Source organism: Brevibacterium salitolerans (assembly GCF_039531405.1).
In the GTDB taxonomy this organism is placed as follows: Bacteria; Actinomycetota; Actinomycetes; order Actinomycetales; family Brevibacteriaceae; genus Brevibacterium; species Brevibacterium salitolerans.
The window spans coordinates 317,065-342,296 of sequence record NZ_BAAAPZ010000017.1 but is presented as its reverse complement, the minus strand read 5'-3'; the positions used below and the strand labels follow the sequence as shown (position 1 = coordinate 342,296).

At 69.0% G+C, this 25,232-nt stretch carries 23 protein-coding genes; 8 read left to right on the top strand and 15 right to left on the bottom strand.

Translation table 11 applies throughout. The annotated features are described in order from the left end of the window. Nucleotides 1-12 precede the first annotated feature (12 nt). Nucleotides 13-735: a sulfite exporter TauE/SafE family protein gene (locus ABD240_RS14740; protein ID WP_344338083.1), complete on the bottom strand. Its 723-nt coding sequence runs from the start codon at nucleotides 733-735 to the stop codon at nucleotides 13-15. A gap of 194 nt (nucleotides 736-929) precedes the next feature. Here ABD240_RS14740 and ABD240_RS14735 point away from each other — a divergent pair, with 194 nt between their 5' ends. Beyond that, nucleotides 930-2,273 carry an MFS transporter gene (locus ABD240_RS14735; protein ID WP_344338082.1) on the top strand — a complete coding sequence of 448 codons (1,344 nt, stop codon included), beginning with the start codon at nucleotides 930-932 and terminating at the stop codon, nucleotides 2,271-2,273. A 114-nt stretch (nucleotides 2,274-2,387) separates the two neighbouring features. Here the strand turns inward: ABD240_RS14735 and ABD240_RS14730 are convergent, their stop codons facing one another. Continuing rightward, nucleotides 2,388-3,824: a YfcC family protein gene (locus tag ABD240_RS14730; RefSeq protein WP_344338081.1), complete on the bottom strand. Its 1,437-nt coding sequence runs from the start codon at nucleotides 3,822-3,824 to the stop codon at nucleotides 2,388-2,390. Between the two features lie 186 nt (nucleotides 3,825-4,010). Between ABD240_RS14730 and ABD240_RS14725 the strand changes: the two genes are divergently transcribed. The 5 genes from ABD240_RS14725 to ABD240_RS14705 are packed head-to-tail and all read left to right on the top strand — an operon-like array spanning nucleotide 4,011 to nucleotide 8,250. Next, nucleotides 4,011-4,577: a helix-turn-helix domain-containing protein gene (locus ABD240_RS14725; RefSeq protein ID WP_291795812.1), complete on the top strand. Its 567-nt coding sequence runs from the start codon at nucleotides 4,011-4,013 to the stop codon at nucleotides 4,575-4,577. Then, nucleotides 4,577-5,470, top strand: a complete 894-nt coding sequence (locus ABD240_RS14720) for an ABC transporter substrate-binding protein (RefSeq protein ID WP_291795814.1) — start codon at nucleotides 4,577-4,579, stop codon at nucleotides 5,468-5,470. The genes ABD240_RS14725 and ABD240_RS14720 overlap by 1 nt, the downstream gene beginning before the upstream one ends. Beyond that, nucleotides 5,467-6,327, top strand: a complete 861-nt coding sequence (locus tag ABD240_RS14715; RefSeq protein WP_291795817.1) for an amino acid ABC transporter permease — start codon at nucleotides 5,467-5,469, stop codon at nucleotides 6,325-6,327. Before ABD240_RS14720 ends, ABD240_RS14715 begins: the two co-directional genes overlap by 4 nt. Nucleotides 6,328-6,340: 13 nt before the next feature. After that, nucleotides 6,341-7,114: an amino acid ABC transporter ATP-binding protein gene (locus ABD240_RS14710; RefSeq protein WP_291795821.1), complete on the top strand. Its 774-nt coding sequence runs from the start codon at nucleotides 6,341-6,343 to the stop codon at nucleotides 7,112-7,114. Between the two features lie 17 nt (nucleotides 7,115-7,131). Next, nucleotides 7,132-8,250, top strand: coding sequence for an FAD-dependent oxidoreductase (locus ABD240_RS14705; protein WP_344338076.1), 1,119 nt, complete (start codon nucleotides 7,132-7,134; stop codon nucleotides 8,248-8,250). Between the two features lie 30 nt (nucleotides 8,251-8,280). On the opposite strand, the gene ABD240_RS14700 is transcribed toward ABD240_RS14705, so the two are convergent. Beyond that, on the bottom strand, nucleotides 8,281-9,264 hold the full coding sequence (locus tag ABD240_RS14700; protein ID WP_344338074.1) for a LacI family DNA-binding transcriptional regulator: 984 nt from the start codon (nucleotides 9,262-9,264) through the stop codon (nucleotides 8,281-8,283). Nucleotides 9,265-9,444: 180 nt separating this feature from the next. Between ABD240_RS14700 and ABD240_RS14695 the strand changes: the two genes are divergently transcribed. Together ABD240_RS14695 and add are read left to right on the top strand one after the other, a co-directional pair. Continuing rightward, nucleotides 9,445-10,836 (top strand): NCS2 family permease, encoded by a 1,392-nt coding sequence (locus ABD240_RS14695; protein WP_291795829.1) that lies wholly within the window; start codon nucleotides 9,445-9,447, stop codon nucleotides 10,834-10,836. Nucleotides 10,837-10,938: 102 nt separating this feature from the next. Then, nucleotides 10,939-11,940: an adenosine deaminase gene (add, locus tag ABD240_RS14690; protein ID WP_344338071.1), complete on the top strand. Its 1,002-nt coding sequence runs from the start codon at nucleotides 10,939-10,941 to the stop codon at nucleotides 11,938-11,940. Between the two features lie 22 nt (nucleotides 11,941-11,962). Here add and ABD240_RS14685 read toward each other — a convergent pair whose 3' ends face one another. The 12 genes from ABD240_RS14685 to ABD240_RS14630 form a co-directional block, all read right to left on the bottom strand. After that, entirely contained in the window at nucleotides 11,963-12,706 is a 744-nt protein-coding gene (locus ABD240_RS14685; protein ID WP_344338069.1) for a methylenetetrahydrofolate reductase, read from the bottom strand. A 4-nt stretch (nucleotides 12,707-12,710) separates the two neighbouring features. Next, nucleotides 12,711-13,940 (bottom strand): amidohydrolase, encoded by a 1,230-nt coding sequence (locus tag ABD240_RS14680; protein WP_344338067.1) that lies wholly within the window; start codon nucleotides 13,938-13,940, stop codon nucleotides 12,711-12,713. 174 nt (nucleotides 13,941-14,114) lie between these two features. After that, complete coding sequence (locus ABD240_RS14675) at nucleotides 14,115-14,402, bottom strand: HigA family addiction module antitoxin (RefSeq protein WP_291796021.1); 288 nt, start codon at nucleotides 14,400-14,402, stop codon at nucleotides 14,115-14,117. A gap of 10 nt (nucleotides 14,403-14,412) precedes the next feature. Continuing rightward, a complete protein-coding gene (locus ABD240_RS14670) occupies nucleotides 14,413-14,691 on the bottom strand; it encodes a type II toxin-antitoxin system RelE/ParE family toxin (RefSeq protein ID WP_344338064.1) in 279 nt (92 codons plus the stop codon). A gap of 89 nt (nucleotides 14,692-14,780) precedes the next feature. Beyond that, the gene (locus ABD240_RS14665; protein ID WP_344338062.1) at nucleotides 14,781-15,704 is read right to left on the bottom strand and encodes a ribokinase; all 924 of its coding nucleotides are present in this window, start codon (nucleotides 15,702-15,704) and stop codon (nucleotides 14,781-14,783) included. Next, nucleotides 15,701-17,389 (bottom strand): dihydroxyacetone kinase family protein, encoded by a 1,689-nt coding sequence (locus tag ABD240_RS14660; protein ID WP_344338060.1) that lies wholly within the window; start codon nucleotides 17,387-17,389, stop codon nucleotides 15,701-15,703. Before ABD240_RS14660 ends, ABD240_RS14665 begins: the two co-directional genes overlap by 4 nt. A 9-nt stretch (nucleotides 17,390-17,398) precedes the next feature. Further along, nucleotides 17,399-18,289, bottom strand: coding sequence for a dihydrodipicolinate synthase family protein (locus ABD240_RS14655; RefSeq protein WP_344338058.1), 891 nt, complete (start codon nucleotides 18,287-18,289; stop codon nucleotides 17,399-17,401). Further along, the gene (locus tag ABD240_RS14650; protein WP_344338057.1) at nucleotides 18,286-19,821 is read right to left on the bottom strand and encodes a tripartite tricarboxylate transporter permease; all 1,536 of its coding nucleotides are present in this window, start codon (nucleotides 19,819-19,821) and stop codon (nucleotides 18,286-18,288) included. Before ABD240_RS14650 ends, ABD240_RS14655 begins: the two co-directional genes overlap by 4 nt. Continuing rightward, nucleotides 19,818-20,306, bottom strand: coding sequence for a tripartite tricarboxylate transporter TctB family protein (locus ABD240_RS14645; protein WP_291796036.1), 489 nt, complete (start codon nucleotides 20,304-20,306; stop codon nucleotides 19,818-19,820). The genes ABD240_RS14650 and ABD240_RS14645 overlap by 4 nt, the downstream gene beginning before the upstream one ends. 38 nt (nucleotides 20,307-20,344) lie before the next feature. Then, complete coding sequence (locus ABD240_RS14640; RefSeq protein WP_291796039.1) at nucleotides 20,345-21,310, bottom strand: tripartite tricarboxylate transporter substrate binding protein; 966 nt, start codon at nucleotides 21,308-21,310, stop codon at nucleotides 20,345-20,347. Nucleotides 21,311-21,366: 56 nt separating this feature from the next. Continuing rightward, nucleotides 21,367-22,047 carry a GntR family transcriptional regulator gene (locus ABD240_RS14635; protein ID WP_344338054.1) on the bottom strand — a complete coding sequence of 227 codons (681 nt, stop codon included), beginning with the start codon at nucleotides 22,045-22,047 and terminating at the stop codon, nucleotides 21,367-21,369. Nucleotides 22,048-22,228: 181 nt separating this feature from the next. Then, nucleotides 22,229-25,120 carry a penicillin acylase family protein gene (locus ABD240_RS14630; protein WP_344338052.1) on the bottom strand — a complete coding sequence of 964 codons (2,892 nt, stop codon included), beginning with the start codon at nucleotides 25,118-25,120 and terminating at the stop codon, nucleotides 22,229-22,231. Nucleotides 25,121-25,232: the final 112 nt, after the last annotated feature.

Below are 25,232 nucleotides of genomic sequence, written 5' to 3'. Positions count from 1 at the left end.
TGATGGGGGCGCTCAGCCGGCGGTGAGCGCCCCCACCGCCTGCACGATCACGATGGCCGCGCCCAGCACGGACGCGATCACACCGATGAGGAAGAGCGCTCTGCTGCTGATGCGCGTGATCACGAGTGAGGACAGCAGGAGGCCCACGACCATGAAGGGGGCCAGCCAGGCGGCGGCGAGGACGTGGTGGAGCGTGAGCGCGCCGCCCAGGGCCAGACCGGTCAGCGACATCGCGGTGCCGAAGGTGAAGTAGGCGTTGATCGTCGCGCGGATCTGCGAGGGCGCGAGGCTGCGCATCACCAGGGCGATGGGCGGTCCGCCGATGCTCGTGGAGGTGCCGAAGAGTCCGGAGGCCGCTCCTGCGATCATCACGTTTCCCGTGGTGGGCGCGGGCTTCCAGCCGACCAGGCTGAAGGCCACGCCGCCCAGAACCGCTGCTGCCAGGATGAGTGAGAGCGCGGCGCTGGGCAGGAACGCGACGGCCAGCGCGCCCAGCACCACACCCGGAATCCGCCCGATGAGCGCCCACATCACGATCCGCCAGTCCACGCTCGTGCGCTCGCGCAGGAACATCGCGACGGACAGCGCCACCGTCAGCAGGATGAGCGTGGCGGGGAGGAGGTCCGGCCGGATGATCGCGAGGACGGGAGCGGCCATCATGCCGAGGCCGAAGCCGATGGCGCCCTGCAGGCACGAGGCCGCGAGGATGACGAGTCCTATGCCGATGATCTCCACGGAAGCCAGAATAGTCAGCTCTGACCGGATTGCTCTCGGCTGCCCGCCATGCGGAGGGGTGGGCTGCGGAGCTCGACCTCCATGCTGCCTTGGTGCGGACTGTGAACCGGCTGGACAACATGCGTGAGGTTTGCCACTATCGAACGCTGACCAGCCACACCACTGGAGCGATCCAGGCGAATACGGGAGACCCGATGACCCAGCAGGCACCGGCGGCGAACTCGCCGGCGACCAACAGGAGGGTGCTGATCGGCAGCCTCAGCGGCAGCGCGATCGAGTGGTTCGACTTCTTCCTCTACGCCACCGCCGCGGCGATCATCTTCGACAAGCAGTTCTTCCCCTCCGACGATCCTCTGATCTCGCAGATGCTCGCCTACCTCACGCTCTCCCTCACCTTCTTCATCCGGCCCGTGGGCGGAGTGATCTTCTCGCACATCGGCGACCGGATCGGCAGGAAGAAGACCCTCGTCATCACGCTCTCGCTCATGGGCGGGGCCACCGTGGCGATCGGCCTGCTGCCCACCTACGACCAGGTCGGCATCCTCGCGCCGCTGCTGCTCATCCTCTGCCGCATCATCCAGGGCATGGCGATCGGCGGTGAGTGGGGCGGTGCGCTCCTGCTGGCTTTCGAGTACGCGCCGGAGCATCGTCGCGGGTTCTTCGGCTCCGTGCCGCAGACCGGCATCACCATCGGCATGCTGCTCTCCACCCTCGCCTTCTCGCTGGTGAGCTCGCTGCCGGACGGACAGTTCGAGGCATGGGGATGGCGCCTGCCCTTCCTCGCGAGCATCATCCTCGTGATCGTGGGGCTCTGGATCCGCAACGGCCTGGCGGACACGCCGGCGTTCCGGGAGAACCAGGCCTCCGGCAACGTCTCGAAGCTGCCCATCAAGGACACCCTGCGGGACCACTGGCGCTCCGTCCTCGTGGCAGTGGGTGCCAAGGTCGTGGAGACCGGCCCGTTCTACGTCTTCGCGACCTTCGTCGTCAGCTATGCCACCGGCATCCTGGACTTCGAGCGGTCGACGGCGCTCAATGCGGTGAGCGCGGGAGCCTTCGTCAGCACGATCGTCATCCTGCTCATGGGGCGGCTCTCGGACAGGACCGGACGCCAGGCCATGTTCCTCGGCGGCACCGTACTGGTGGGTGTCTTCGCGGTGCCGTTCTTCCTCCTCCTCGACCTGCGGATGGACTGGGCGATCTACGCGGCGGTCGTGATCGGCCTCGGGATCGTCTGGCCGCCGGTCACCGCGACGCTGGGTACCTTCACCTCGGAGATCTTCAGCACTCGCGTCCGCTACACCGGCGTGACGCTGGGGTACCAGATCGGCGCGGCGGTGTTCGGCGGGACCGCACCGCTCATCGCCACCTGGATGCTCTCGGAGTTCGAAGGCGCATGGTGGCCGATCGCCGCCTATCTCATCGGGCTCGCCGTGCTCTCGCTCGTGGCCGTGAGCTGCGCGGGGCCGGTGCGGCGCAAGGAGGCGGAGCTCATGCGCAGACGCGGGCTCGCCGAGGCTGCGGCGACGGTGGGCTGAGGTCTGCGGGGCGGGCTCGCCGGGCCGGGCTCGCCGGGCCGGGCTGATCAGCACGAAGCGGCGCAGAGAACCGGACTCTGCGCCGCTTCCGTCTGCGGCTGAGGGAGGCTCTCCTCAGGCGGGCACGCCGAAGGTCGCGCCGATCACCAGGGCGACGGCGGCGATGACGCTCCAGAGGATGATGAGCCGCCAGATGAACTTCACCCACAGCTCGTAGGGGATGCGGGCGACGGCGAGGTAGCCCATGAGCGCACCGGAGGTGGGGATGATCGAGTTCGTGATCGCGTCGCCGTACTGGTAGGCCAGGACAGCGACCTGCCGGTCGATGCCCAGGAGGTCCGAGAGCGGCACCATGAGCGGCATGGTCGTGGCGGCCATGCCGCTGCCGGAGGGGATGAAGAAGTTCAGGATCGACTGGAAGACGAACATGCCCAGCACGGTGAGCACGGAAGGCCAGTGCGAGATCCCCTCCGCGATGGCGTTGATGATCGTGTCGAGGGTCTGGCCGTCCTGCATGACGACGAGGATCGCCCGGGCGAATCCCACGATCAGCGCACCGAAGACCACCTCCCGCATGCCGTCGACGAGGCCGGCGAACGAACCGTTCACGCCCATACCGCCGATGAGGCCGCAGAGCAGGCCCACCACGAAGAAGCTGGCGGCGAGTTCGTCGAGGAACCAGCCCCACTGGAAGACGCCCACCATGTTCACGACGATTCCGCCGGCGAGTGCGATCAGGACGACTGCGCGGCGCGGGGTGAGCTCCGGGATCTCCTCGCTGACGGCGTAGGCGGTGGATCCGGGCCCGCCGATCCGCCCGTAGAGGATCGAGTTGCGCGGGTCGCGCTTGACCTTGTCCGCGTAGCGCATGACATAGAAGATGCCCACGGCGAGGATGACGACATACACCGCGGCGCGGAACCAGAGGCCGGAGAACAGGGGAACTTCCGCGATCCCCTGGGCGATGCCCACGGTGAACGGGTTCATCATGCCGCCGATGAAGCCGGCCGCGGCCCCCATCGAGACCATCGCCGTTCCGACGATCGCGTCGTATCCCAGCGAGAGGGCGATGCCCACTCCGATGGGCACGAAGATGATGCACTCCTCGGAGAGGCCCACCGTGAAGCCGAGCACGGAGAAGGTGAGCATGACGAGCGGGATGATGAGGCGCTCGCTGCGGCCGATCCGCCTGACCAGCGCATTGATCCCGGCGTCGATGGCTCCGGTCGCCTTGATGATGCCGAAGGCGCCGCCCACGAGGAAGATGTAGAAGACGATCTGTGAGGCCTCCGCGAGTCCGCGGGGAACGGCGGTGAAGATGTCGAAGAAGCCGATGTGGGTCTTCTCCACCGTGGTGAAGGAGCCCGGCACGACCATCTCGCGGCCGTCCTGCTCGATGCGCTCGAAGGCGCCGGAGGGGATGAGGTACGAGGCGATGCCCACCAGCACCACGACGGAGAAGATGAGGGCGTAGGTGTGCGGGATCCTCGGCTTGGACAGGAAGCCCGTCCCGCCGCGCTTGCTGGACGGCTTGTCCGTAGTTTCATGCATAGTTCCGGAAGTTTATACATGACGGTGCTGCGAAGTGCGCGGTGGCGCCGATTCTGAGACTGCCGAGGTGATGACGCGGCACGCGTCTGTCGGTGGGTCTTGACGGTGATGGAAATCACAGTCTAGGTTGAATGAACACTTTCTCCCTTGTGTTCGGCAGGCCGAGCACTACGTGAAGGACTGTCTATGCGATCAGACACCGGTGTCGATCTGCTCGGTGCCCGGCTGCGCACCGCGCGTCTCATGCAGCGCCGCTCCATGCGCGAGCTGGCGAGGGAAGCGGAGATCAGCGTGGGGCATCTCAGCGGCATTGAGAGTGGCAAGGCCAATGCCTCGGTGGCCACTATCAGCGGCCTCTGCAGGGCGCTCGGGATCACGGTCGGGGACCTCTTCGCCCCCGAGCCGCCCCCTCTCACTCCGGTGAGGGGTAGAGAGCGGGAGGTCCTGCGTGCTGATGAGTGCGTTACGAAGAAGGCCATCCTCAAGGAGACCGGGCAGGCCGTCGACATCTACGAGGTCGACCTCCGTCCTGGCGGGTCCACGGGAGGAGACAACAGACACCCGGGCTGCTCGGAACTGATCTACGTCTTGGAAGGCGAGGTTACGGTGCGACTCGACCATTCCTCCGCCGTGTTGGAAGCGGGAGACAGCATCCACTTCCCCTCGGAGGTCGAACACGAGTTCTCCAACACCTCGGACTCCCCGGCGCGGATCCACTGGGTCGTCGTCAGGCAGAAGGGCGGTGTTGTCTGATGCGCCGAGCCGCCGGAACCGCGATCGCGGTCGCCGCTCTCATGTGCGCGGTCGCCGGCTGCACTCCCGTGAAGACGGAGACCACGGGCGCGCTCGCCGTGGGTGACGATGTCCCGCTCACGGGCGAAATCGCCGCGATCGCACAGATGGTGCCCGAGGACGTCGCCGAGGATGGTGCCCTCACTGTGGTGACGAGTGACGGAATGGCACCCCTCAACGTTCCTGACACGGCAACTGGCGAGGTCGAAGGGTTCAATCCCGACCTCGCTCGACAGGTGGGGGCAGTGCTGGGCCTGGAGGTGGACATCCACGCCGTGACCCTCGACCAGATCATCCCCGGCATCGAGGCCGGTCGCTACGAGACCACGTTCTCCAATATGAGCATCGAACCGGAGCGGCTCGAAGTGCTGGACTTCGTGCAGTACTACTTCTCCTCGACCGGGCTGGGAGTCCTCGCGGGCAACCCGGCAGGGGTGGATCCCGAGCGTCTCTGCGGGAAGACAGTGGGTGTGGCGACCGGGTCATTCCAGATGACGAAGGTGCTCCCAGACCTCTCCGAGGAGTGCCGCTCCGAGGGGCTCCCGCCGGTGGACGTCTCTGCCTTTCCTGACCAGCAGAAGGCCGCGCTCGCCCTGCTGAGTGGTCGGGTCGATGCGACATCGATGGACGGGCCCGTGCTGGCCTTCGCCTCGGCGCAGGAGCCCCGGATCGAGGAGGGGGCGCGGATGACCGAGGGCTCCAATGTAGGGATCGGCGTGCCCAAGGATACGGGCATGGCCGAGGCGATGTCGGCTGCGGTGCAGGAGCTCATGGACAACGGGGTCTACGAGAGGCTGCTGGACAAGTACGGGATGCGCGAACTCGGCATCGACGAAGCGAAGGTGGAGAGATGAGCAGTGATGCCCAAGCGACCGTGACCACGGAGATTCTCCCGCCCAGGAAGACCGGAACACGGATCTTCGGCTATGGGGTGCTCGCGCTGGTGGTGGTCCTCACCGCGGTCGTCGCGACCAATCCCAACTTCCGCTGGGCGACAGTGGGCGGCTTCCTCTTCGATCCCAACATCTTCGTGGGCATTGCCAACACCCTCCTCCTCACGGTGCTCTCCATGGTCGCGGGCACCGTGATCGGGACGGTACTGGCCCTCATGAAGCTGTCCAAGGCCACTCAGCTGCACGTCGTCGCTGAGGGCTACATCTGGCTGTTCCGAGGGATTCCGCTGCTGGTGCAACTGCTGTTCTGGTTCAACCTCGCGGCGCTGTTCCCCACGCTGGGCATCGGGGTGCCGGGAACCGGGGCCTTCCTGGAGCTCAACGCGAACGAGCTCATCAGCCCGTTCATGGCAGGGTTCCTCGCGCTCGCACTCCACGAATCGGCTTATATGGCGGAGATCATCCGCTCCGGCATCCTCTCGATCGACCGGGGTCAGACCGAGGCCGCCGAGGCGCTGGCCATGAGGCCCGGGCAGATCATGCGGCGGATCATCCTCCCGCAGGCGATGCGGGTGATCGTCCCGCCCACGGGGAACCAGGTCATTTCGATGCTCAAGACCACATCGCTGGTGAGCGTCATCGCGCTCAACGACCTGCTCTACTCCGCACAGATCATCTACTCGTCCAACTACCAGGTGATCCCGCTGCTGCTTGTCGCCTCCATCTGGTACCTGGTGATGGTCACGGTGCTCACCCTTGTCCAGGGGCGGGTTGAGCGGTACTTCAGCCGGAGTACGCATGTCGTCACATCCAAGTGAGGAGAGTGAACCGATGAGTGGCAACGCGGTGGACATCACCCATGTCTCCAAACGGTTCGGGAACAATGAGGTTCTCACCGACATCAGCTTCGACGTACGAGAGGGGGAAGTCGTCTGCCTGCTCGGGCCCTCGGGCTCCGGCAAGTCGACCCTCCTGCGCTGCATCAACCAGCTCGAGGTCGTCACCACTGGGGATGTGCTCGTCTTCGGCAAGCGGGTGGGCTATGAGGAGGTTGCGCCCGGCACGCTCCGGGTGACATCGCCGGAGAGGCTCGCGGAGTCTCGCCGCGAGATCGGCATGGTGTTCCAGCGCTTCAATCTCTTCCCACACATGACCGCGCTCGAGAACGTCATGGAAGCGCCGGTGCAGGTCCGCCGCATGCCAAAGGTGGAGGCGGCCGAAGCTGCGCGTGCCCAGCTGAAGCGGGTGGGGCTCTCAGACAGGGCCGAGTTCTATCCCTCTCAGCTCTCCGGCGGCCAACAGCAGCGGGTGGCGATCGCACGGGCTCTCGCGATGCAACCGCGGATCATGCTCTTCGATGAGCCGACTTCAGCCTTGGATCCCGAGCTGGTGGGCGAGGTCCTCAGCGTCATCAAGCAGCTGGCTGCGGAGGGCATGACGATGCTCGTCGTCACGCACCAGGTGCAGTTCGCCCTTGACGTCGCCGATCGCGTCGTCTTCATGGACGGGGGAGTGATCGTAGAGGAGGGCCCGCCCGTCCGGGTGGTCGAGCACGCGCAGAGCGAGCGCGCCAGGAAGTTCTTCTCCGAGCTGCGAAGGGCGTGAGAGCGATGAGCGGACACGTGACATACGCCGTAGTGGGGCTGGGCTCCGCCGGTTCCTTCGCTCTGCGCTCCCTGGCGCGGGCCGGCCACAGCGTCGTGGGTATCGAGGCCGGTGGCGTGGCCAACGACCGGTCCGCGGTAGGCGGCGACACCCGCCTCTACCGGCGTCTCTACCTCGAGGGGCCTGAATACCACGACCTCCTCGAACGTGCCCTGGAGCTCTGGGGGGACGCGAACCGGACCAGCCCGGACTCGTTCGTCCAGTGTGGGGCGCTGAGCATTGTGGAGGCCGCAAGTGAGGCCGCGGACACGCTGTCGAGGTACGGGGAGCGTTTCGGCATCCCCTACCGCAGGCTCGACGGGGATGAGCTCAGACGGGAATATCCACAGCATCTCTGCGGCCCGAGTGAGATCGGCTTCCTCGACCTTTCCGGCGGATTCGTGCGCACGGACGTCGTCGTCAGGCAAGCGGTCGAGGACGCCCGCACCGCGGGCGCGGAAGTGGTGGAGGAACAGGTGCTCTCGGTCGAGTCGACAGAGGCAGGGGCGCAGGTGGTGACTGCGGCGGGCACCTGGCAGGTCGAGAAGGTCGTCGTCGCGGCTGGAGCTCGGTCCGGCATGCTCTTGGAGGCCGTGCGCCGCCACACCGAGCCTCGGCGCCTGCTCATGACCTGGTTCCAGGCGCAGGAACCTGTTGCCTATGCGCCGAGGTCCTTCCCCGTCTTCACTCGCGAGACCGGAGACCATCACATGTACGGTGCTCCAGCCCTGGACGGACGGCATGTGAAGGTATCGGGGATCGTCTCCCATCAGCCGCTTGAGTTCGAGGCTGGCGGCTATGACTACGGGCAGGGACCGAAGCAGGAGGAACTGCGCACCTGTGAGGCGGCGGTCGCCGCCTCGTTCGCGGGTCTACACCCCGTACCTGTGCGCTCGGCCGTGTATCCGGACCTCTACTCCGCGGACAGAGGCTTCATTCTCGACTGGGCGGATCGGCACACGCGGATCTTCGCGGCCACTGGCTTCTCCGGCAAGGGCTTCAAGATGTGCTGCGCGCTCGGCGAGCACGCTGCTCAGGTGCTCTCGGGTGAGGCGGCGAGACTCCCGGCCTTCGCTCTTAGTCGGTTCGACCGGTAGCCGCGGTGCCCGAGGGAGACGGAGACCTCCTCAGCTCGGATCTTCGCGCTCCGGGTCGCGGGACATGTCTGCTCGCGCAGTCAGTGTCCGCCGGGGTGTCGCGGCGGACTCCGGAGCGGTTGAATCCAGCTGGGCGAGGACGATGTCGACCATGTCCCGCCCGGCTTCCTCGACCGGTTGAAGCACGGTCATCAGTGAGCTGAGAGCCTGTGCAGAGCCGATGAGGTCGTCACCCGCTGCCACTGTGAAGTCCTCGGGGATTCTCCGCCCTCGGGTCCCCAGTCCGTGCATGAGGCCTAGAGCAAGGAGTCCGTTGTAGGCCACCGCGGCGGTGACACCGGTCGGTGCGAGGAGATCGGCCACCTCGACTCCGGCGCCAAAGGTCGGTTCGACCGGCCCGAATACCTCCACCGCCTGGCCGAACCCAGCTGTGAGCGAGGACAGCCGGGCTCCATCTGCGGCCGAGCCTGCAGGTCCGCCCACGTACGCGACGCGCAAGTGTCCGCCCTCACGCAGCCGCCGGCCCAGCTCTGCGAAGGCGGGAGCTGTGTCGATGGCGACGGAGGGAACATCGGGTACGACGCGGTTGAAGGTAACGACGGGGATCGCGTCCGCGAGCTCGGCGAGGTGGGGGTCGGCCAGGCGTGTCCCGGCGAGCAGCACGGCATCGACACGCCCTCGCAGACGTGCGAGCTGTGAGGCTTCCCGCTGCGGGTCCGAGCGTGAATCCGCTACCACGAGGTCATAGCCGGCAGCTTCGGCGCGGTTCTGTGCACCAGCGATGAGAGGTGGGAAGTACGAACTCGCCAGTGAGGGGACGGAGAACCCGATCAGCATGGTACGCCCTGTGGCCAATGCCCGCGCCGAGGCGTTGTGCTGGTAGCCAAGACGCTCCGCGGCGGAGCGGACGGCCTCACGCGTGGAGGCCGCGACCATCTGCGGGCGGGAGAGAGTGCGCGAGACCGTGGCGGAGGAGACACCGGCCAGGCGCGCAACGTCGTCGAGGGTAACCACCCCTTCTCCTCTCCGTGTGGCCGTCGTTGTCCGTCACAGTAGCCGAAGTCTTGACATTGCTGTGCGGGGGAGTGAACCATGGTCTGCAAGCGCTTGCATCAGCGGTCCGGAGACCTGACTGCTGACGCAGAGGGGCGAACAGCGCAGGGCTGTCGCGGGGAGCTGAGGGGACGAAGATACGTGACATCGCAATTCGCCGGCGGCGCTGAGCCCGTCCGCAACTCTGCAGATGCAACCGGCGTGGCGGGCGGTGCGGAGGACGACCGCTCCGCTCTTTCTGAAAATGCAGGCTGGGGTGAGCGCATCTTCCGGCTGCGTTCCCGGGGCTCGACTGGCTGGCGGGAGTTCACCGCCGGCATCAGCATGTTCCTCGCATCGGCGTACTCCGCAGTCGTCATTCCGGGTATGCTGGCGGATGCAGGTCTCCCCCGCGGAGCCGCGACGACCGCGGTCCTCATCGTCGTGGTGCTCGCCACCGCCCTCATGGGCCTGTACGCGAACATGCCGTTTGTGCTGGCGCCCGGCCTCGGCGGTGTTGCCCTCGTTGCGTACACCCTCGTGTTGGGCGAAGGCGTCCCGTACCCGGTTGCGATGGGAATGGTCTTCTGGTCTGGTGTGGCCTTCCTACTTCTCACTCTCTTCGGAATCCGCGGCCTCATCACGCAGATGATCCCTACGAACATCCGGCTGGCGATCGGCTCCGGCATCGGCCTGTTCATTGCGTTCATCGGGTTCCGTTCAGCGGGTCTCGTGGTTGCAGGTGAGGATTCCCTCGAGCTGGGCGATCTGGGCGGCGCCTCGGCTGTGGTCGCTCTTGTGGGGCTCGTGGCGCTCGTGGGAATGCAGTCGCGGAAGGTGCCCGGATCGTTCGTCATCGTGATCGTGGGGCTGACCCTGGTGGGCATCCCACTGGGGCTCACGGAGATCACCGGCGACCTGCTCCAGCCGCCGGAAGGTGTGGGCCCGCTGATTCTGGACATCGACGTCATGGGTGCACTGGCTCCGCACTATCTTCCCTATCTCTTCGCCTTCTTCGCTGCGGAGTTCTTCTCCGCCACCGGCATCGTCATGGCAGTTTCAGAGAAGGTCGGCCTGCCTGATTCTCAGATGCGCAAGCCCTTCATCGTGGACTCCACCGCGATCATCGCGGGGTCCCTCCTCGCAGCCCCCAGCGTGACGACCTACGCGGAGTCCACTGCCGGGTCCGAGTCCGGCGGTCGTACGGGGCTCACTTCGCTGTGGACAGCGGCCTGCTTCGCGCTGCTTCTCGTGTTCGCACCGTTCGCCGCGGCGATCCCCGCGGCTGCGACCGCGCCGGTCCTCATGTTCGTCGGCCTGAAGATGCTCACCGGTTTCGTCCGCGTGGATGTCTCCGATCTCACCGAAGCAGTTCCGGCGACGCTCGTAGTCGTGTGCACGCTGCTGTGGGGCAACTTCGGCACGGGCATTGCCGCAGGCCTCCTGAGCTACGTGCTGGTGAAGATCTTTGCCTGGCGGCTGCGGGAGGTGAGCGTGGGTATGTGGATCATGGCCCCGTTCCTCGTCTACTTCTTTGTGACTTCCGTTCACTGACCCGTTCGGCTGCCCCGACCCACGGAGGTGCCGCCCTCCCTCGCCGGTCGGCCTCATTCGTCAGTCGGATCCCGCCTGATCCGTTCCGCCCCAAGGAGACCAATGCGCAAGAAGACAGATCTGCACGTCCATCTGCCCGGCACGGTGCGTGCCGATACCTTCGGCGAGCTCGCCGCGACCCGTGGCGTTGAGCTGCCGCTGCCGGCCCGTGAGCTCTATGCCAGGATCAACTCGGACCCTACCGAGGAGGAGCGGACGCGCGGACCGTGGTTCCCCTTGCTGCGTGTCTACGAACTCATCTCTGCGAGCCTGCGTACACGCGACGATTTCGCGCGGGTGGTCTTCGAAGCGATGGAGGACGGTCTGCGGGACAGCCGGGTGATCTATTCCGAGTTCGCCTTCAGTCCCTCCGTGCATATGGCTCTGGGCGTGCCGTATCCGGAGATGGTGGCCGGAATCGAAGCCGGCATCGCGGAGGGGCGCCGGACTCTGGGGACCGATGCGCGTGCGATCGCGGCTGTCAATCGTGAGGACACCGCGGAGGCTGCCCTGGACATGGTGCGGGCAGTGGCCCAGCACCCTTCGGAGGCGATCCCCGGCATAGGTTTGGATTTCTATGAGCTCAAGGGAATGCCGGAGAAGTTCGAAGCCGCCTTTCAGTACGCGGGCGAGGCGGGTCTGCACCGCACTGCGCATGCCGGTGAGCACGTTCCTACGGCGGAGACGGTGATCACCGCGCTGGACGTGTTGGGCTGCGAACGGATCGACCACGGATATCAGATCCTGCGCGATCCGCGGATCGTGGATCGCTGCCGGGAGGCCGGGATCGTGTTCAACGTGGCCTTCACGACGTCTCGCCGGGCGCTCATCCCCTGGCGTCGCGAGTCCATTGCGGAGATGGACGCCCAGGGCCTGCGGCTGAGCCTGAACTCGGACGACCCCGCGTTGTTCCCCACCACGCTGGAGCGGGAGTTCTGGATCGCCGCTGAGATGTTCGGGGAGGAGAAGCTCGACGAGTTCCTTCGCAACGGTGCGCAGGCGGCGTTCCTGCCCGCTGAGGAGAAGGCGGCTCTCCTCTCCGCGCTCGGCATCGGCGCCCGGTAGGGCCTCGGCCAGCGGTCTCGGGCTACTCCGTCCCCATGCTGCGGAGCCAGGCGAGCGCCGCGCCCGGGCTGTCCGAGGGGGAGAGGTGCATGCGGGCTCCCGCCAGATCCGCACCTGCCTCGCGGACGAGCTCCCGGAGGAAGGGCGAGGGGTCCGTGAGCCGGGGGACCGCGATCCGCACGGGCACGGTGATGCCGCGTTCGCGCACCGCATGGATCCAGGCGGCGACCGCAGAGGGATCGAGGACGATCTGTGTCGTGATCTCCACGGAGAGGCCGCGCGCCTCCAGCGCGGAGACCTTGCGCACCAGGGAGCTCATGAGCTCGTTGTCGCTGATCCTCGGGTGCCCGGCGGGGTGCCCGGGCACCCCTACGAGGGCCAGGCCGCGTCCGTCCCTGCCCAGCCCTTCGAGCGCCCCGCTCTCCACGAGGGAGAGCCCGCTCCGATAGGGACCCGCCGGCGCCGGCAGGTCCCCTCCCGTCAGGAAGACCTCTCGGATGCCGCGCTCCGTCACAAGGGAGCGGAGGAGGACCTCCGCCTCGGCGGCGGAGCGCAGTCGGCGTGCGGCGATGACAGGGCGGAGCCTGAGGCCGGCGGCTCCGAGCTGATCCACGGCGGCCAGGCGCGCCTCGGCGGTCGCCGTCTCCGTGTGCGGGACGAGCACCGGAGAGTCCGGGCTCAGCTGCCCGGCCACCGCGAGGAGCTCTGCGGTGTGCCGGAGAGGAGACTCCCAGGACGGAGCCTCCAGCAGCCGGCCGAGGTCCATGGACTCAGGCTCCCGCGCGGGTCAGGAGGGCTGCGAGGCCGGCGCGCACGGAGGTGTCGAGGGAGGTGCGGACGTCGTCGGGCCCGAAGAACGGTGAGTGGTTGCCGCCGGGGATGCCCTTCTCCACGGTCTCCGCCGAGTAGCCTCCGAAGAACCAGTAGACGCCGGGGATGCCCAGCGAATCAGGGAAGTGGCCGAAGTCCTCGCTGCCGGTGACGGGAGGGGCCACGCCCACGGCGTCCTCGCCCAGCTCCGTGCGGAAGGCGGTGAGCAGGGCCTCGGCCTCCGCCTCGTCGTTGAAGCAGCGGGGGAAGCGGTACATCTCCTCGACGGTGGGCGCGGGCGCACCGGAGGCCTGCGCCTCGCCCTCGATGATCCGGTGCACGGCGGCGAGCACCTTCTCCCGCACCTCGGGTTCGAAGGTGCGGATGTTGAGGGTGAGCTCCGCCCTGTCCGGGATGATGTTCTCCTTGGTCCCGGCGTGGAACGTGCCCACGGTGACGACGGCCATGTCCGTGCCGCCGATCTCCCGGGAGACCACCGTCTGCAGGCGCGTGACGATGTGGGACCCCAGGACGATGGGATCGATCGCGTTCTCCGGCTGCGAGCCGTGTGCCTGCCTGCCGTGCACGGTCACGCGCAGCGAGTCCGCCATCGACATGGCGGTGCCCACCGCGAGGCGCACTCCGCCGGCGGTGAAGGGGGAGATGTGCTGGCCGTAGGCGGCCTCGGGCGTGGGCACCCTGTCCCAGAGGCCGTCGGAGATCATCGCCGCGGCACCGGCGGCCGTCTCCTCGCCCGGCTGGAAGAGGAAGACGACGGTGCCGGACCAGGCCTCGCGGTGGGTGGCGAGCAGGCGGGCGATCTCCAGGCCCGTGACGATGTGGGTGTCATGTCCGCAGCCGTGCATCACCTTCGTCTCCGTGCCGTCCGGGAGCGTGCCGGTGGCCCTCGAGGCGTAGGGCAGTCCCGTGGCCTCCTCGATGGGCAGGCCGTCCGTGTCCGCCCGGTAGGCCAGCACCGGACCGTCGCCGTTCCGCAGCTCCGCGACGACGCCGGTGCCGCCGCAGACGAACGGTGCGAGGCCGAGGCCGCGGAGGAACTCGGAGATCCTCTCCGCCGTGCGGTGCTCCTCCATCGAGAGCTCCGGCATCCGGTGGAACTCGCGGTACAGGTCCTCGAGCGCGTCCATGCCGGTGGCGAGGTCGTCGAGAAGGGCGGAGGGGAGGGCCATGATGCTCCTTCGAACAGGATGTGCGGTGCGTCACCTCAGCCTATGTCAGTGCGTTTCCGCTCCTGTGGTCAGGGGTGCTGAGCGGGTGGGCCGTCCGGTCCGACGGGTGCGAGGGAGCGGGACCGCGGTGGCCCCGCACATCAGGTCGTCCTGTGGTTCAGATAGACCTGCAGCTCAGCCCGCGCCGATCAGCCGCGTGACATGTGGAGGGCCGGCTGCGCGTTCCGCGGCGAGGTCGTATGCGGTCTGCATCGCCAGCCACGTCCGAGCATTGCCGACCCCGGCCTCTTCCAACCGCACGGCCAGAGACGGAGAGAGCCGCGAATGCTCATGGAGAACACGGCTGAAGGTGACACGGGAGATCCCAAGCCGCTCAGCCACCTCGCCGACAGTCAGGCCGAGGTCCGGCATGACGTCCTCACGCAGAATCGCCCCGGGGTGCACCGGGCTGTGCATGCTCATGGTCTCCTCCTCAGTGGTAGTCCGTGTAGTCGACGAGTTCCACGTCCTCGCCGATGAACCGGAACGTCACGCGCCAATCCCCGTTCACCTTCATCGACCAGTGTCCTGACATGTCACCGCGAAGCTGATGCAGGCGAAAGCCGGGCAGATCCAAGTCAGGGGGAGATGCGGCGACGTCCAGGATCGTCAGGATGCGCGTGAGCTTCGCGGCGTGGTCCGGACGGACGCCGCGTCTGGAGCCGGTCCGGTACAGCGCTTCGAGGCCGCTGTGGCGGAAGCTGATGATCATGCCCAAGCGTATCGCGTAGCGCTACGCGATACAAGAATCCTCCTCGAGCGGATGGCGAGAACACTTCCGACCTCACTGATCAGCCGCCGTCACCACCTGACCTCGCGCGGATAGGAATCCATGGCGCCTGGGGCAGTGGCCGCCTGCGCGGCGAAGGAGGAGGCTCGCTCCGCGGCGAGGACCGGATCATCACCGCTGGCCAGCCGTCCTACCAGCACACCGGCGAAGGCGTCACCGCAGCCGGTGGTGTCCACGGCCCGCACCGTGGGCGAGGCGATCGCGACGGCGGCGCGACCCGCCTGCGCGAGCAGTGCTCCCCGCGCTCCGCGGGTCATGACCACCGTCGGCACCCCGAGCGCCGAGGCGAGGTCGGGGACCGTGCCGACGGCACCGGGGCCGGCCCACGCCTCGGCCTGTCCTCGGCTCTCGGCCTGTCCCCGGCTGCGGAGCAGGCGCTCCGCCTCCCCCTCGTTGACGATGAGCAGGTCGACGTCCTCGAGAGGGAATCCTGCCTCCGGCACGGGCGACAGGTTCAGGGCCACCGCGGCCCCGGCGGCACGGGCCCGCGCGGCGACGCCTGCCACGGCCTCGGCGGGCACCTCCATGCCCAGCAGCACCCACCGGGCGGCGTGGAGCAGAGCCTCCGGGCAGTCCGCAGCGGTGACCTCGCCGTTGGCACCGGGGATCACGACGATCGTGTTCTCCCCGGCATCGTCCACTGTGATGATCGCGGTGCCCGTCGTCGTGGAGGACACGGTCACGGAATCGGTGCGGACTCCGCACGCACGCAGCGCCTCCATCGCCATCGCGCCCCCGGGATCGGTGCCCACTCTGCCTGCGAACGCGGTGCGTGCCCCGCTCAGTGCGCCCGCGGCCGCCTGATTGGCGCTCTTGCCGCCGGGCGAACGGCTCAGACTGCGTCCGCTGAGCGTCTCCCCGGCGGCCGGGAAGCGACTGACCCGGACGCTCAGATCCTGATTCACGGAGCCGAAGACGACGAGGTCCGCGGTCATGAGCCCTCGCCGGCCCGCCGGAGGGCGGTGAGGAAGCGGGTGACGGCCACCGCGCCCGGATCCGGCAGGCCCCTGGTGCGCTCGCCCTGCCAGGCGGCCCGCCCGCGGCGGTTCTGCAGCGGGGTGCTGTCCGCGAGCAGCTGCTGCGCGGAGGCCTCGATCTCAGCGAGGTCCACCTCCGCTCCCACGGAGTCGAGCAGCGGGAGGAGGACGTCGAGGAAGGTCTTGTCGCCTCGCTGCGCACCGCCGCGTTCGCTCACCCGGGCGGTGAAGGCGCCGAGACCGGTGGCGAACCGCTCACCCGCGGGCCGGTCTGCCACCGCGTCCACGGCCTCCGCTGCGGCGATGAGGCCGGTGCCCACGAGCGCGGCGAACGTGGAGGGATTGGCCGAGGCGAACGCCGAGGCCGCGGCGAGCAGCAGCGTGGGCTCCGAGGCCTCGGCGGGGAGGTCCGAGACCGCGCGGAGGACGGCCTCGGACCCGGCCGCCACCGTGATGCCCAGGTCCCCGTCGCCCACGTCCGCGTCGAGCTGACGCAGCTCCTCCGCATGCGCGGGCATCGCCGGGAGCGCGCCCAGCAGCAGGGTGCGCAGTCCGCTCGGCCGGTCGGTCGTCCGCACCTCGACGGCCGCGGCCGCGGAGTCCCGCAGCGGGGTGCCCTCCGCCGCCGTTCCCGCGGACCCCGGGCGGAAGAACGGGGATGCCGCCGGTGCTCCGAGGAGTGCGTCGAGTTCGTCGTCGAGGAGCATGATCGAGACGGAGACGCCCGCCATCTCCAGGCTGGTGACGTACTCGCCGACGAAGCGGTGCGCCACGCTCACCCCGCGGGAGGCGAGCGCGGAGCGGAGGTGCCGGTAGACGACGTAGAGCTCTTCCAGCGGAGTGGCGCCCAGCCCGTTGACCAGCACCGCCACGCGGCTCCCGTCGAGTAGGTCGAGCTCCTCCGCGATCGTCTCCAGGAAGCGGTCCGTGATCGCATCCGCGCTCTCCAGCGGGCCGCGGTGGATGCCGCGCTCGCCGTGGATCCCCACCCCGATCTCCATCTCGTCCGGACCGAGTTCGAAGGTGGGCTCGCCTGCGGCGGGGAGGATCGTGGGAGCCAGTCCCACGCCCATCGTCCGCGTCCTGTCAGCGGCCTTCTGCGCGACCCGTGCCACCTCGTCCAGCGGCAGCAGCGCTTCCGCGGCGGCACCGGCCGCCTTGTAGACGAGGACGAGCCCGGCGACGCCGCGCCTGTCCCCGGCCTGTTCCGCCGGTGCGGAGGTGATGTCGTCCGTGCCGAGCACCGTCCGCACCCGGGTGCCCTGCGCCCGGAGGAGATCCGCGGCGAGGTCGAAGTTGTAGACGTCCCCGCCGTAGTTCCCGTAGAGGAAGAGGACGCCGGCTGCCGAGGCCACCGAGCTCGCCGCGGCGTGGATGAGTGAGGCCGACGGCGAGGAGAACACGTTGCCCACCGCCACCGCGGAGCAGAGCCCCTGCCCCACGTAGCCCAGGAAGAAGGGGAGATGCCCGGATCCGCCGCCCGTGACGATGGCGACCCGCTCCGGGTGCGGCGCATCGCACCGCCCCAGCGAACGCAGGTCCGTGGTGAGCGGGCGGACCTCTCCGGCGTGCGCGGCGACGATGCCCTCCATCACCTCGTCGACGAAGTCCTGCGGGTCATTGATGATCTTGCGAAGTGCCATGTGAGGTCCTCAGCTCGTTGCGTGTGCGGTGGACGATTCGAAGTGCGCGGCGAGCTCCTCGATCGTCCTGAGGTCCGCCGGCGTGGTGCCTGCGACGGCGGAGCGGACGGGGCCGCCGCGGAATCCGCGTGCGCTCACGCCCGCCTTCAGGTGGGTGAGGCTGCCGGCCCGCACCGCGTGCACGGCGCGTGCGACCTCCTCCTGCCACCCGGCCGCAGCCTCCGCGTCACCGGCCGCCACTGCGTCGCGCAGTGCGACGAAGGGCTCCGGGTACACCGACGAGACCCCGGAGACGATGCCGCTGCCGCCGGCGGTGGCGAGCCAGCCGAACGAGATGTCGTTGCCGGAGAAGACCCTGAAGCCCGCGGGGCTCTGCTCCAGGTAGGCGGCGACGGACTCGTCGGACTCGCCGCTGAGCTTGACGCCGGCCACGCCGATCTCCGCGAGCCGGGGCAGGAGGGAGGGTGCGGAAACGGTCGTCGTGCGTGCGGTGAAGAGGTAGGCGTAGACCTCGGCCTCACCTGCGGCGCGCACCAGCCTCTCGTAGTACTCGAGAACCTGTGCCTCCGGTGCCGGCTGGTAGTGCGGTGTGACGGCGGCCAGGCGCGTGGCGCCGGCCTCCGCGGCCGCACGGGTCAGCTGCTCCGCCTGCCGCGCCGCTGCGGCACCCACGTGGAAGTAGGCCTGCCCCGGGGCGAACACCTCCAGCGTGGTCGCCAGCACCGCGAGCCGCTCCTCGTCCGCCAGCGCAGGGAACTCGCCCGTGGTCCCCGCGGCGAACACCGCGTCGACCCCCTTGTCCCTGAGCCACGCGAGGTGATCGCGAGCCGCCCCCAGGTCGAGGGTCTCGTCCTCGTGGAAGAGGGTGGGGGTCGCGGTGATGACGATGGGGTGATTCATTGTTCTCCTTCGGAAGGGGCGGTGGTGGCAGGGGAGGAGGGCGCCTGCTCCCGGGCAGTCCGGGTTCTCCCGCGCAGGGTGCGGAGGAGCGGAGGCACCGTGACGGCACCGAGCGCGACGAGCAGGAAGCCCACCGCGATGGGGCTGGTGAGGATGTTCGCCGGTCCTCCGATCTCCAGGGCGCGCCGGAGGTTGCCCTCGGCGAGGGAGCCCAGGATGAGTCCGAGGACCACGGGGCCGGCGGGGAACCCGAACCGGCGCATGAAGAGTCCGATCACGCCGAAGACGAGCATGACCGCGACGTCGACCGTGCTGTTGTTGACCGCGTAGGTCCCGACCATGCAGAACACGATGATGACGGTCCAGAGGAACTGCGGGGGCAGCTCCAGGAGCTTGGTGACGCCGCGGGTGCGGATGACGCTGAGCCCCAGCGTGAGGACGGTGGCGACCACCATGATCCCGGCGATCGTGTAGACGAGGTCCGGCTGGCCGGCGAAGAGGCCGGGGCCGGGCTGGTAGCCCCAGATGACGAGCGAGCCGATCAGGACCGCCATGACGGAGTCCCCGGGCACACCCAGCGCGAGCGTCGTGGTCACCGACGGGCCCAGTGTGGCGTTGGAGGCGGTGTCGCTGGCGGTGAGGCCCTCGAGGGAGCCCTTCCCGAACTTCTCCGGTTCCTTCGACGCCTTCCGCGCCGTGCTCCAGGAGAGGATGCCCGCGATGTCGCCTCCCGCGGCGGGGACCGCTCCGACGACTCCGCCCACCGCGGAGCCGATGCCGAGCGGCTTGACCATCGTCCGCAGCTCGCCGCGGTTGGGCCACCAGCGGCCCATGTTCGTGATCGGCGAGTGGTGCTCGCTGCGATGGGTGAGCATCTGGTCCAGGACGTCGGCGATGCCGAACAGGCCGATGATCACCGCGATGAAGGGGAGCCCGTCGGAGAGGGCGAGCACGTCGAAGGTGAAGCGCTCCGTCCCGGTGATGGGATCCCTGCCCACGGCGGAGAGCGCGAGCCCGAGAGCGCCCGCGGCGAGGCCCTTGAGCACATTCTCACCGGAGACGCCTGCCATCATGGTCAGGCCGAACACCACGAGTGCGAACATCTCGGCCGGGCCGAACATCAGTGCGACCTTCGACAGCGGGATGGCCACGGTCACGAGGACGACGAGTCCCACCAGGGTGCCCACAGCCGAGGCCATCGCCGAGGTGGTGAGGGCGATGCCCGCCAGTCCCTGTCTGGCCATGGGATTGCCGTCGAACGTGGTGGCGATCGAGGCGGGCGTGCCCGGGGTGTTGACCAGGATGGCGGGAACGCGGTCGCCGAAGTTCGCGGCGACGTAGATGGTCAGCAGCACCGCGAGGCCCGGAACCGGGTCCAGCGTGAGCGTGAAGCTGCTCGCGAGCGCCACCGCCATCGTGGCGGTGATGCCCGGAAATGCGCCAACGAGCATTCCCGCGAGCGCGCCGACGAGTATGCAGACGAGGACCAGCGGATCGGCCAGCTGCGCGAGGCCTTCTGCGAGGGGGCTCATACCGGCACCCGCAGCAGCAGTCCGAACAGGAGCCACAGCACGAGGGTGACCGCCAGGGGGAAGAGCACGAGGGCCTTCCAGCCGCGGCCGCCGCCGATCGCCACGAGCGCGGCCAGCAGGAGGACGGTGACGACGCGGAAGTCGAAGAGGAACCAGGCAGCACCATAGGCGGCGACCGCGAGGAAGACGAGGGCGACGCGGATCGCTCCGCGAGTCGTCCCCGCCTCCACGGCACCGCCGAAGGACTGCGGGCGCAGCCCGTCCCGCACCGCGGCGGCGAGGGAGAACAGGATGACCGCCGCGCCGGAGATCTGGGGCCACCAGCGTGGGCTGAACAGGGAGTCCACGCCGTCGACGGGGATCGTCTGGCTGAGGGCGATGACGAGCGCACCGGCGGCGATGCCGCAGAGCGGACCGACGAGCGCCCTGCCCCGGGACTGGGACACGGCGGTCCCGGCGCCTCCGCCTTCTGTGGTGGGTGACATGGGGTCCTGCTTTCGTGCGGGAGGACGGGGGCGAGAGCTCAGTCGCCGAAGATGCCGGCGAAGCGCTCGTTCTCCTCCTCGTAGTACGGCTGGAAGTCCTCCGGGGAGACGTTCATCGGAATGTTGCCCGAGCTGCTGATGATCTCCTTGAACGCCTCGGTGTCCGCGGCCTCCGCGACGGCGGCGGACAGAGTCTCCTTCACCGCAGGATCCAGGCCGGCGGGCGCGCCGAGCGCACCCCAGCCGCCGATCACCACGTCGTGGCCGGCCTCGGCCCCGGTGGGCACGCCTTCGAGCGCGGCAGAAGGCTCCTCGTCGAAGACCGCCAGCACGCGGAGGGTGCCGTCGGCGTGTGCAGGGGAGGTCTCCGAGATGCCCGCGATGACGGCGTCCACCTGTCCGCCGACTGCTGCCGTCACCGCCGGCGCGCCGCCGTCGAAGGGCACCGGCTTGAGGGAGGCTCCGGACTCGTCCGCGAGCGCGGTGGTCGCGGCCTCCCAGATGGAGCCCGTGCCGGAGTTCGACACGGTGATCTCGCCGTCGTCCGCGGCCGTGAGGAGGTCGTCGAGGGTCTCGTACTCGCTGTCCGCGGGGACGGCGATGGTGGCGGGCACGGAGACCATCTGGCCGAGCGGTTCGTAGGCGGCCGGATCGATGTCGTAGCCCTGGTGGCCGAGCATGACGGTCTCCACGGGGAGATATCCCACCGTGTAGCCGTCGGCCTCCTGCTTGGCAAGGTAGTCGAGGCCCACTGAGCCGGCGCCGCCGCTGCGGTTCTCCACGACGATGGACGTGTCGAGGCTCTTCTCCATCTCCGTGGCGAGCGTGCGGGCGGCCAGATCGGAGGCGCCTCCCGCGTCGTAGGGGACCACGAGGGTGATGTCCCCGTCCGGGAACTCTCCTCCCTCCGCTGCGCCGCCGCGATCCGCGCAGGCGCTGAGGGCGAGGGTGCCCACTGCGGAGAGGGCCGCGAGCGTGAGCAGGCGTGAGTGGGTGCGGTGCATGGCTGTCACTTCCTTGTGATGAGGGGTGGTGCGTACGTGCGGTGGGTGTGCGGGGCTCAGGGGCGTGGGTCGGAGGGGGCGGAATCCTCGTAGTGGTTGCGCACCCTCGCGCGGGAGGCGTCGACGTGGTTGGCCAGCTCCGCGAGGGCTGCGCTGTCGTTGCCGTCCTCGATCATCACCAGGAGCTGCTGGTGCTTGCGCAGGGACGGCTGCAGGTCGAGGTGGTCGAGGTTGGCGACCAGCAGGAGGTTCGAGATGGAACCGCGGTACTGGTTCCAGACGCTCTGCACGCGGCGGAGACCCGAGGACTCGCCGAACGCGCTGTGGAAGGTGAGGTCTGCGAGGGTGAACGCCGCGGGGTCTGCGGCGGACACTGCCGCCTCCATGGCTGTGATGGAGGCGCGCAGGAGGCGGAGGAGCTCCGGGCGCCGGGTGCCGAACGCCTCTGTGAGGGCCATCTGCTCCATCGCCAGACGGAGACGGAAGAGCTCGTCGATGTCGTCGCGCGTGAGCCCGAGCACCCGGACGCTGCGTCCGCTGGTCTCGACGAGGCCCTCGGTGGCGAGTTCGCGGAGCGCATCGCGGACGGGGCCGCGGCTGACCTGGTAGATCTCCGCGAGCCTGGTCTCGACCAGAGTGCTGCCTGCCTCGATCTGGCGTGTGACGATCTGCCTGCGCAGATCGTCCGCGACCTGGTCTCCCAGTGCGCTGCCGCGATGGGGCGGTGACGGCTGCATCCTCGGCTCCTTCTCCGTTTACTGTTTACTGTTAACAGTCAGATCATGATGACACACGTCTGTCGGATGCGCCACAGTTCTGCGAGGGGAGTTCCGCGCGGGGTGGAAGCAGCAGGTGCCGGGCAGCCCACGGCGCCCACGCGGAGCGGATGTCGCGCGTGGGCTCGCCGCCGCCGGGCGATCAGGCCGGCTCGAGGATGAGCGTGTCCTCTGTCGCCTTGCCGACGGCACCGGGGGAGTAGGCCCACGGGTGCTGCTCACCGCGTGCCCAGGCCTCCGTCTGGTCCGCATAGTGCGGGTGGAAGGCGTGACCGCTCGCCCCGGTGAGGTGGTGCCAGGTCGAGGCGTCCCAGTCCTCCAGGTCGATGACCATGCGCATCGAGGGGACGGTGCTCGTCTCGTAGCCGTCGTCCAGACCCCAGCCGGTCGCGTTCACCACGCCGGATCCGCCGCCCACCGGGTACGGGCCGCGGTTGAACAGCGCCTCGACGGGCGCGATCCCGCTCTCGCCGAAGGTGCCGCTGCGCAGGGTGAGCGCGTGGAGCTCGCCCCAGTTCCACTCCGCGGGGTCCGCTCCCTGCGCCTGCGTGAGCTCCTCGTAGGCGTCGACGGCCGCGGTCTGCAGGAGCCGCGTGCGGGACCCGCCCCACCACGGGCTCTCCTCGTCCTCGAGCTGCAGCGCGAACACGCGTGCGAGACGGGACTGATCGTCCCGGGCGATGCCGATGTCCTCGGCCTCCGCCTCGGCGTCCTTCTCTGCGTGCTCCTGCGGCTCCGCAGTGCTCCTGTCCGCCGCGGAGTCCCGCATCGCGGTCGCCTGCGTGGACATCATGCCCTCGGTCACGTGGTTCCACAGCACGTTGGCGTAGGCCGCGGCGGGGGAGCCGGCATCGTTCTGTCCGTCCCATTCGGCCAGCAGACCCAGGGCGTCCCTGACACGGGGATTCCCGGGCGGGTCGATGCTCGCGTACGCCCCCTGCAGAGCGTCTGCGAACGGCGCCTCGTCGTCCATCTGCACCTGCTCCATGTCCTCGCTCGTCACGGGCCCCGCGGCGATGCGCTCGCGCAGCAGCTCGTCGATGCGGGCGGCGCGGTCGCCGTAGTCCCAGTCGCGGCTGAGGAGATGAGGGTAGTCGTCGTTCACGATCGCATTGTTGGCGGTGACGATGTATCCGGAATCGGGGTTGTAGACGACCGGCTGCTCCTCGAAGGGGATGAAGCCCTGCCAGTCGTAGGCGCTGTCCCATCCCGGCTGCGGCAGCCAGCCGTCACCCGCCCCGCGGAGGGGCAGCCGGCCGGGAGCTTGGTAGCCGATGTTCCCCTCCCGATCCGCGTAGACGAGGTTCTGTGCGGGCACATCGAAGCGCGAGGCGGCCTCGCGGAAGTCCGCGAAGTCCTCGGCGAGGTTGAGGGTGAAGATCGACTGGGCCGTGGTGCCGGGCTCCAGTGCAGTCCAGCGAAGGCTGAGGGCGTTCTCGCCGGGCGGCGGACCCGTACCCTCCGAGGCGTCTGCGCCGGTGGGAGCTGTGCCGGCGTCCGAGGCCCCGGCATCCGCATGGTCCGCGGGGTCCACCGGGACCTCGTCCTCCCCGGTGCCGGCGCCCACCCGCGGCTCTGCGGCGATGTCCGTGAACTCCGGCGTGAGATCGGAGACGAGCGGGCCGTGCCCGGTGGAGCGCACCTCGATCTCCACGTCCTCGCCCCCGGCCACCCGCAGCGTCTCCGTGCGGGTCTCGAAGGCGTGCTTCTTGCCGTCCTTCCAGTAGCCGTCGTCCTCGACGCGTTCGACGTAGAGGTCCGCCACGTCCGTGGTGAGATTCGTGAAGCCCCATGCGATCTGCCGGTTGTGGCCGATGACGATGCCCGGGAGGCCGGAGAAGCTGAAGCCTCCCACGTCGAACGGGCACTCGGGGGAAACGGTGCTGCAGCGCAGCTGCATCTGCGTCCAGACCGACGGCATGGAGGCGCCGAGGTGCGGGTCGTTCGCCAGCAGCGGCGCACCGGACTCCGTGTGTTCACCGGAGACCACCCACGAGTTCGAGCCGATGCCCTCGCCCTGCGCGCTCACCAGCGCGTCCACCCTGCCCAGGAGGTCTCCGAGGGAGGGGAGGCCGGCCTCGGCGGCAGAGGTCGCCGCAGCTGAGGCGGTGGTGGAGGAGACCGAGGACGCGTCATCACTCTGCGGCCCAGCGGGGTGGGGTCCGCCGTCCTGGCCGGCCTGCGCCTCGCCGGCAGAGCCTGCAGAATCCGCAGGGTCTGCGTCGCTGCCGGACGCGCCCGTGGGAGCCGGCACCTCGGCCCTGGCGATCTGCTCCCCGGCGGGATCCTCGGCCATGATGACGGGATGCTCCTCGAAGGGGTAGCCCGGATAGAGTTCGGCCAGCCGCTCCGGGTCCAGGTCCCGGGCGAGCAGGGCGCGGGCGGTCTCGTCCTCGATGTTGGTCCGCAGGTCCCACGCCACCGCCTTGAGCCATGCGGCGGAATCCGCCGGCGTCCACGGCTCCGGTGTGTATCCGGGGTTCTGCAGGCCCAGGACGGAGTACTCGAGGGCGAGTCCTCCGCCTCCGCGCTCCTCGAGGTAGGCGTTCACCCCGGCGGCATAGGCCTCGTAGTAGGAGCGTGCCGCGGGCGGCATGTCCTCGACCTCCTGCTGCGCAGTCCTGTGCCAGCCCAGCGTGCGCAGGAACGCATCCGTCCCCAGCTGGGACTCGCCGAACAGCTCCGAGAGCCGCCCGCTGGTCATGTGCCTGCGGAAGTCCATCTCCCAGAAGCGGTCCTGTGCGTGCACGAAGCCCTGTGCGAAGAAGAGGTCGTCGGAGCGGGACGCCGTGAGCGTGGGGATGCCGTGCGCGTCGCGCTGCACCGTCACCTCACCGTGGAGCCCGGCGGCCTCGAGGGCACCGGTGGTCTGCGGGAACGCGCGCCTCACGGACCAGATCCCCAGTACGGACGCCACGAGGGCGAGCACCACCACGGTCGCCGTGGTCCAGGCGAGGAACCGCCGCAGCCGAGGGCGGTGCCGGGCGCGCTTCCCGGTGCCGGGCAGGCGGGTGCTGAGGAGGTGGTGTGGCATGCGTGCGTCTCCGCTCTGAGGACTCTGTGCGGGGACTCCCCCGGCTTCGCTGCCGGGGAAGTCCTGGACTGCTTGCGCTCAGTCTGCCACTTCCTGGACAGTGCGGGAGGCG

Bases quoted from the DNA above. Each gene is read 5' to 3' on its own strand.
- ABD240_RS14735 (WP_344338082.1), top strand. From the start codon at position 930: ATGACCCAGCAGGCACCGGCGGCGAACTCGCCGGCGACCAACAGGAGG.
- ABD240_RS14730 (WP_344338081.1), bottom strand. From the start codon at position 3,824: ATGCATGAAACTACGGACAAGCCGTCCAGCAAGCGCGGCGGGACGGGC.
- ABD240_RS14725 (WP_291795812.1), top strand. From the start codon at position 4,011: ATGCGATCAGACACCGGTGTCGATCTGCTCGGTGCCCGGCTGCGCACC.
- ABD240_RS14720 (WP_291795814.1), top strand. From the start codon at position 4,577: ATGCGCCGAGCCGCCGGAACCGCGATCGCGGTCGCCGCTCTCATGTGC.
- ABD240_RS14715 (WP_291795817.1), top strand. From the start codon at position 5,467: ATGAGCAGTGATGCCCAAGCGACCGTGACCACGGAGATTCTCCCGCCC.
- ABD240_RS14710 (WP_291795821.1), top strand. From the start codon at position 6,341: ATGAGTGGCAACGCGGTGGACATCACCCATGTCTCCAAACGGTTCGGG.
- add (WP_344338071.1), top strand. From the start codon at position 10,939: ATGCGCAAGAAGACAGATCTGCACGTCCATCTGCCCGGCACGGTGCGT.
- ABD240_RS14685 (WP_344338069.1), bottom strand. From the start codon at position 12,706: ATGGACCTCGGCCGGCTGCTGGAGGCTCCGTCCTGGGAGTCTCCTCTC.
- ABD240_RS14680 (WP_344338067.1), bottom strand. From the start codon at position 13,940: ATGGCCCTCCCCTCCGCCCTTCTCGACGACCTCGCCACCGGCATGGAC.
- ABD240_RS14675 (WP_291796021.1), bottom strand. From the start codon at position 14,402: ATGAGCATGCACAGCCCGGTGCACCCCGGGGCGATTCTGCGTGAGGAC.
- ABD240_RS14670 (WP_344338064.1), bottom strand. From the start codon at position 14,691: ATGATCATCAGCTTCCGCCACAGCGGCCTCGAAGCGCTGTACCGGACC.
- ABD240_RS14665 (WP_344338062.1), bottom strand. From the start codon at position 15,704: ATGACCGCGGACCTCGTCGTCTTCGGCTCCGTGAATCAGGATCTGAGC.
- ABD240_RS14660 (WP_344338060.1), bottom strand. From the start codon at position 17,389: ATGGCACTTCGCAAGATCATCAATGACCCGCAGGACTTCGTCGACGAG.
- ABD240_RS14655 (WP_344338058.1), bottom strand. From the start codon at position 18,289: ATGAATCACCCCATCGTCATCACCGCGACCCCCACCCTCTTCCACGAG.
- ABD240_RS14650 (WP_344338057.1), bottom strand. From the start codon at position 19,821: ATGAGCCCCCTCGCAGAAGGCCTCGCGCAGCTGGCCGATCCGCTGGTC.
- ABD240_RS14645 (WP_291796036.1), bottom strand. From the start codon at position 20,306: ATGTCACCCACCACAGAAGGCGGAGGCGCCGGGACCGCCGTGTCCCAG.
- ABD240_RS14640 (WP_291796039.1), bottom strand. From the start codon at position 21,310: ATGCACCGCACCCACTCACGCCTGCTCACGCTCGCGGCCCTCTCCGCA.
- ABD240_RS14635 (WP_344338054.1), bottom strand. From the start codon at position 22,047: ATGCAGCCGTCACCGCCCCATCGCGGCAGCGCACTGGGAGACCAGGTC.
- ABD240_RS14630 (WP_344338052.1), bottom strand. From the start codon at position 25,120: ATGCCACACCACCTCCTCAGCACCCGCCTGCCCGGCACCGGGAAGCGC.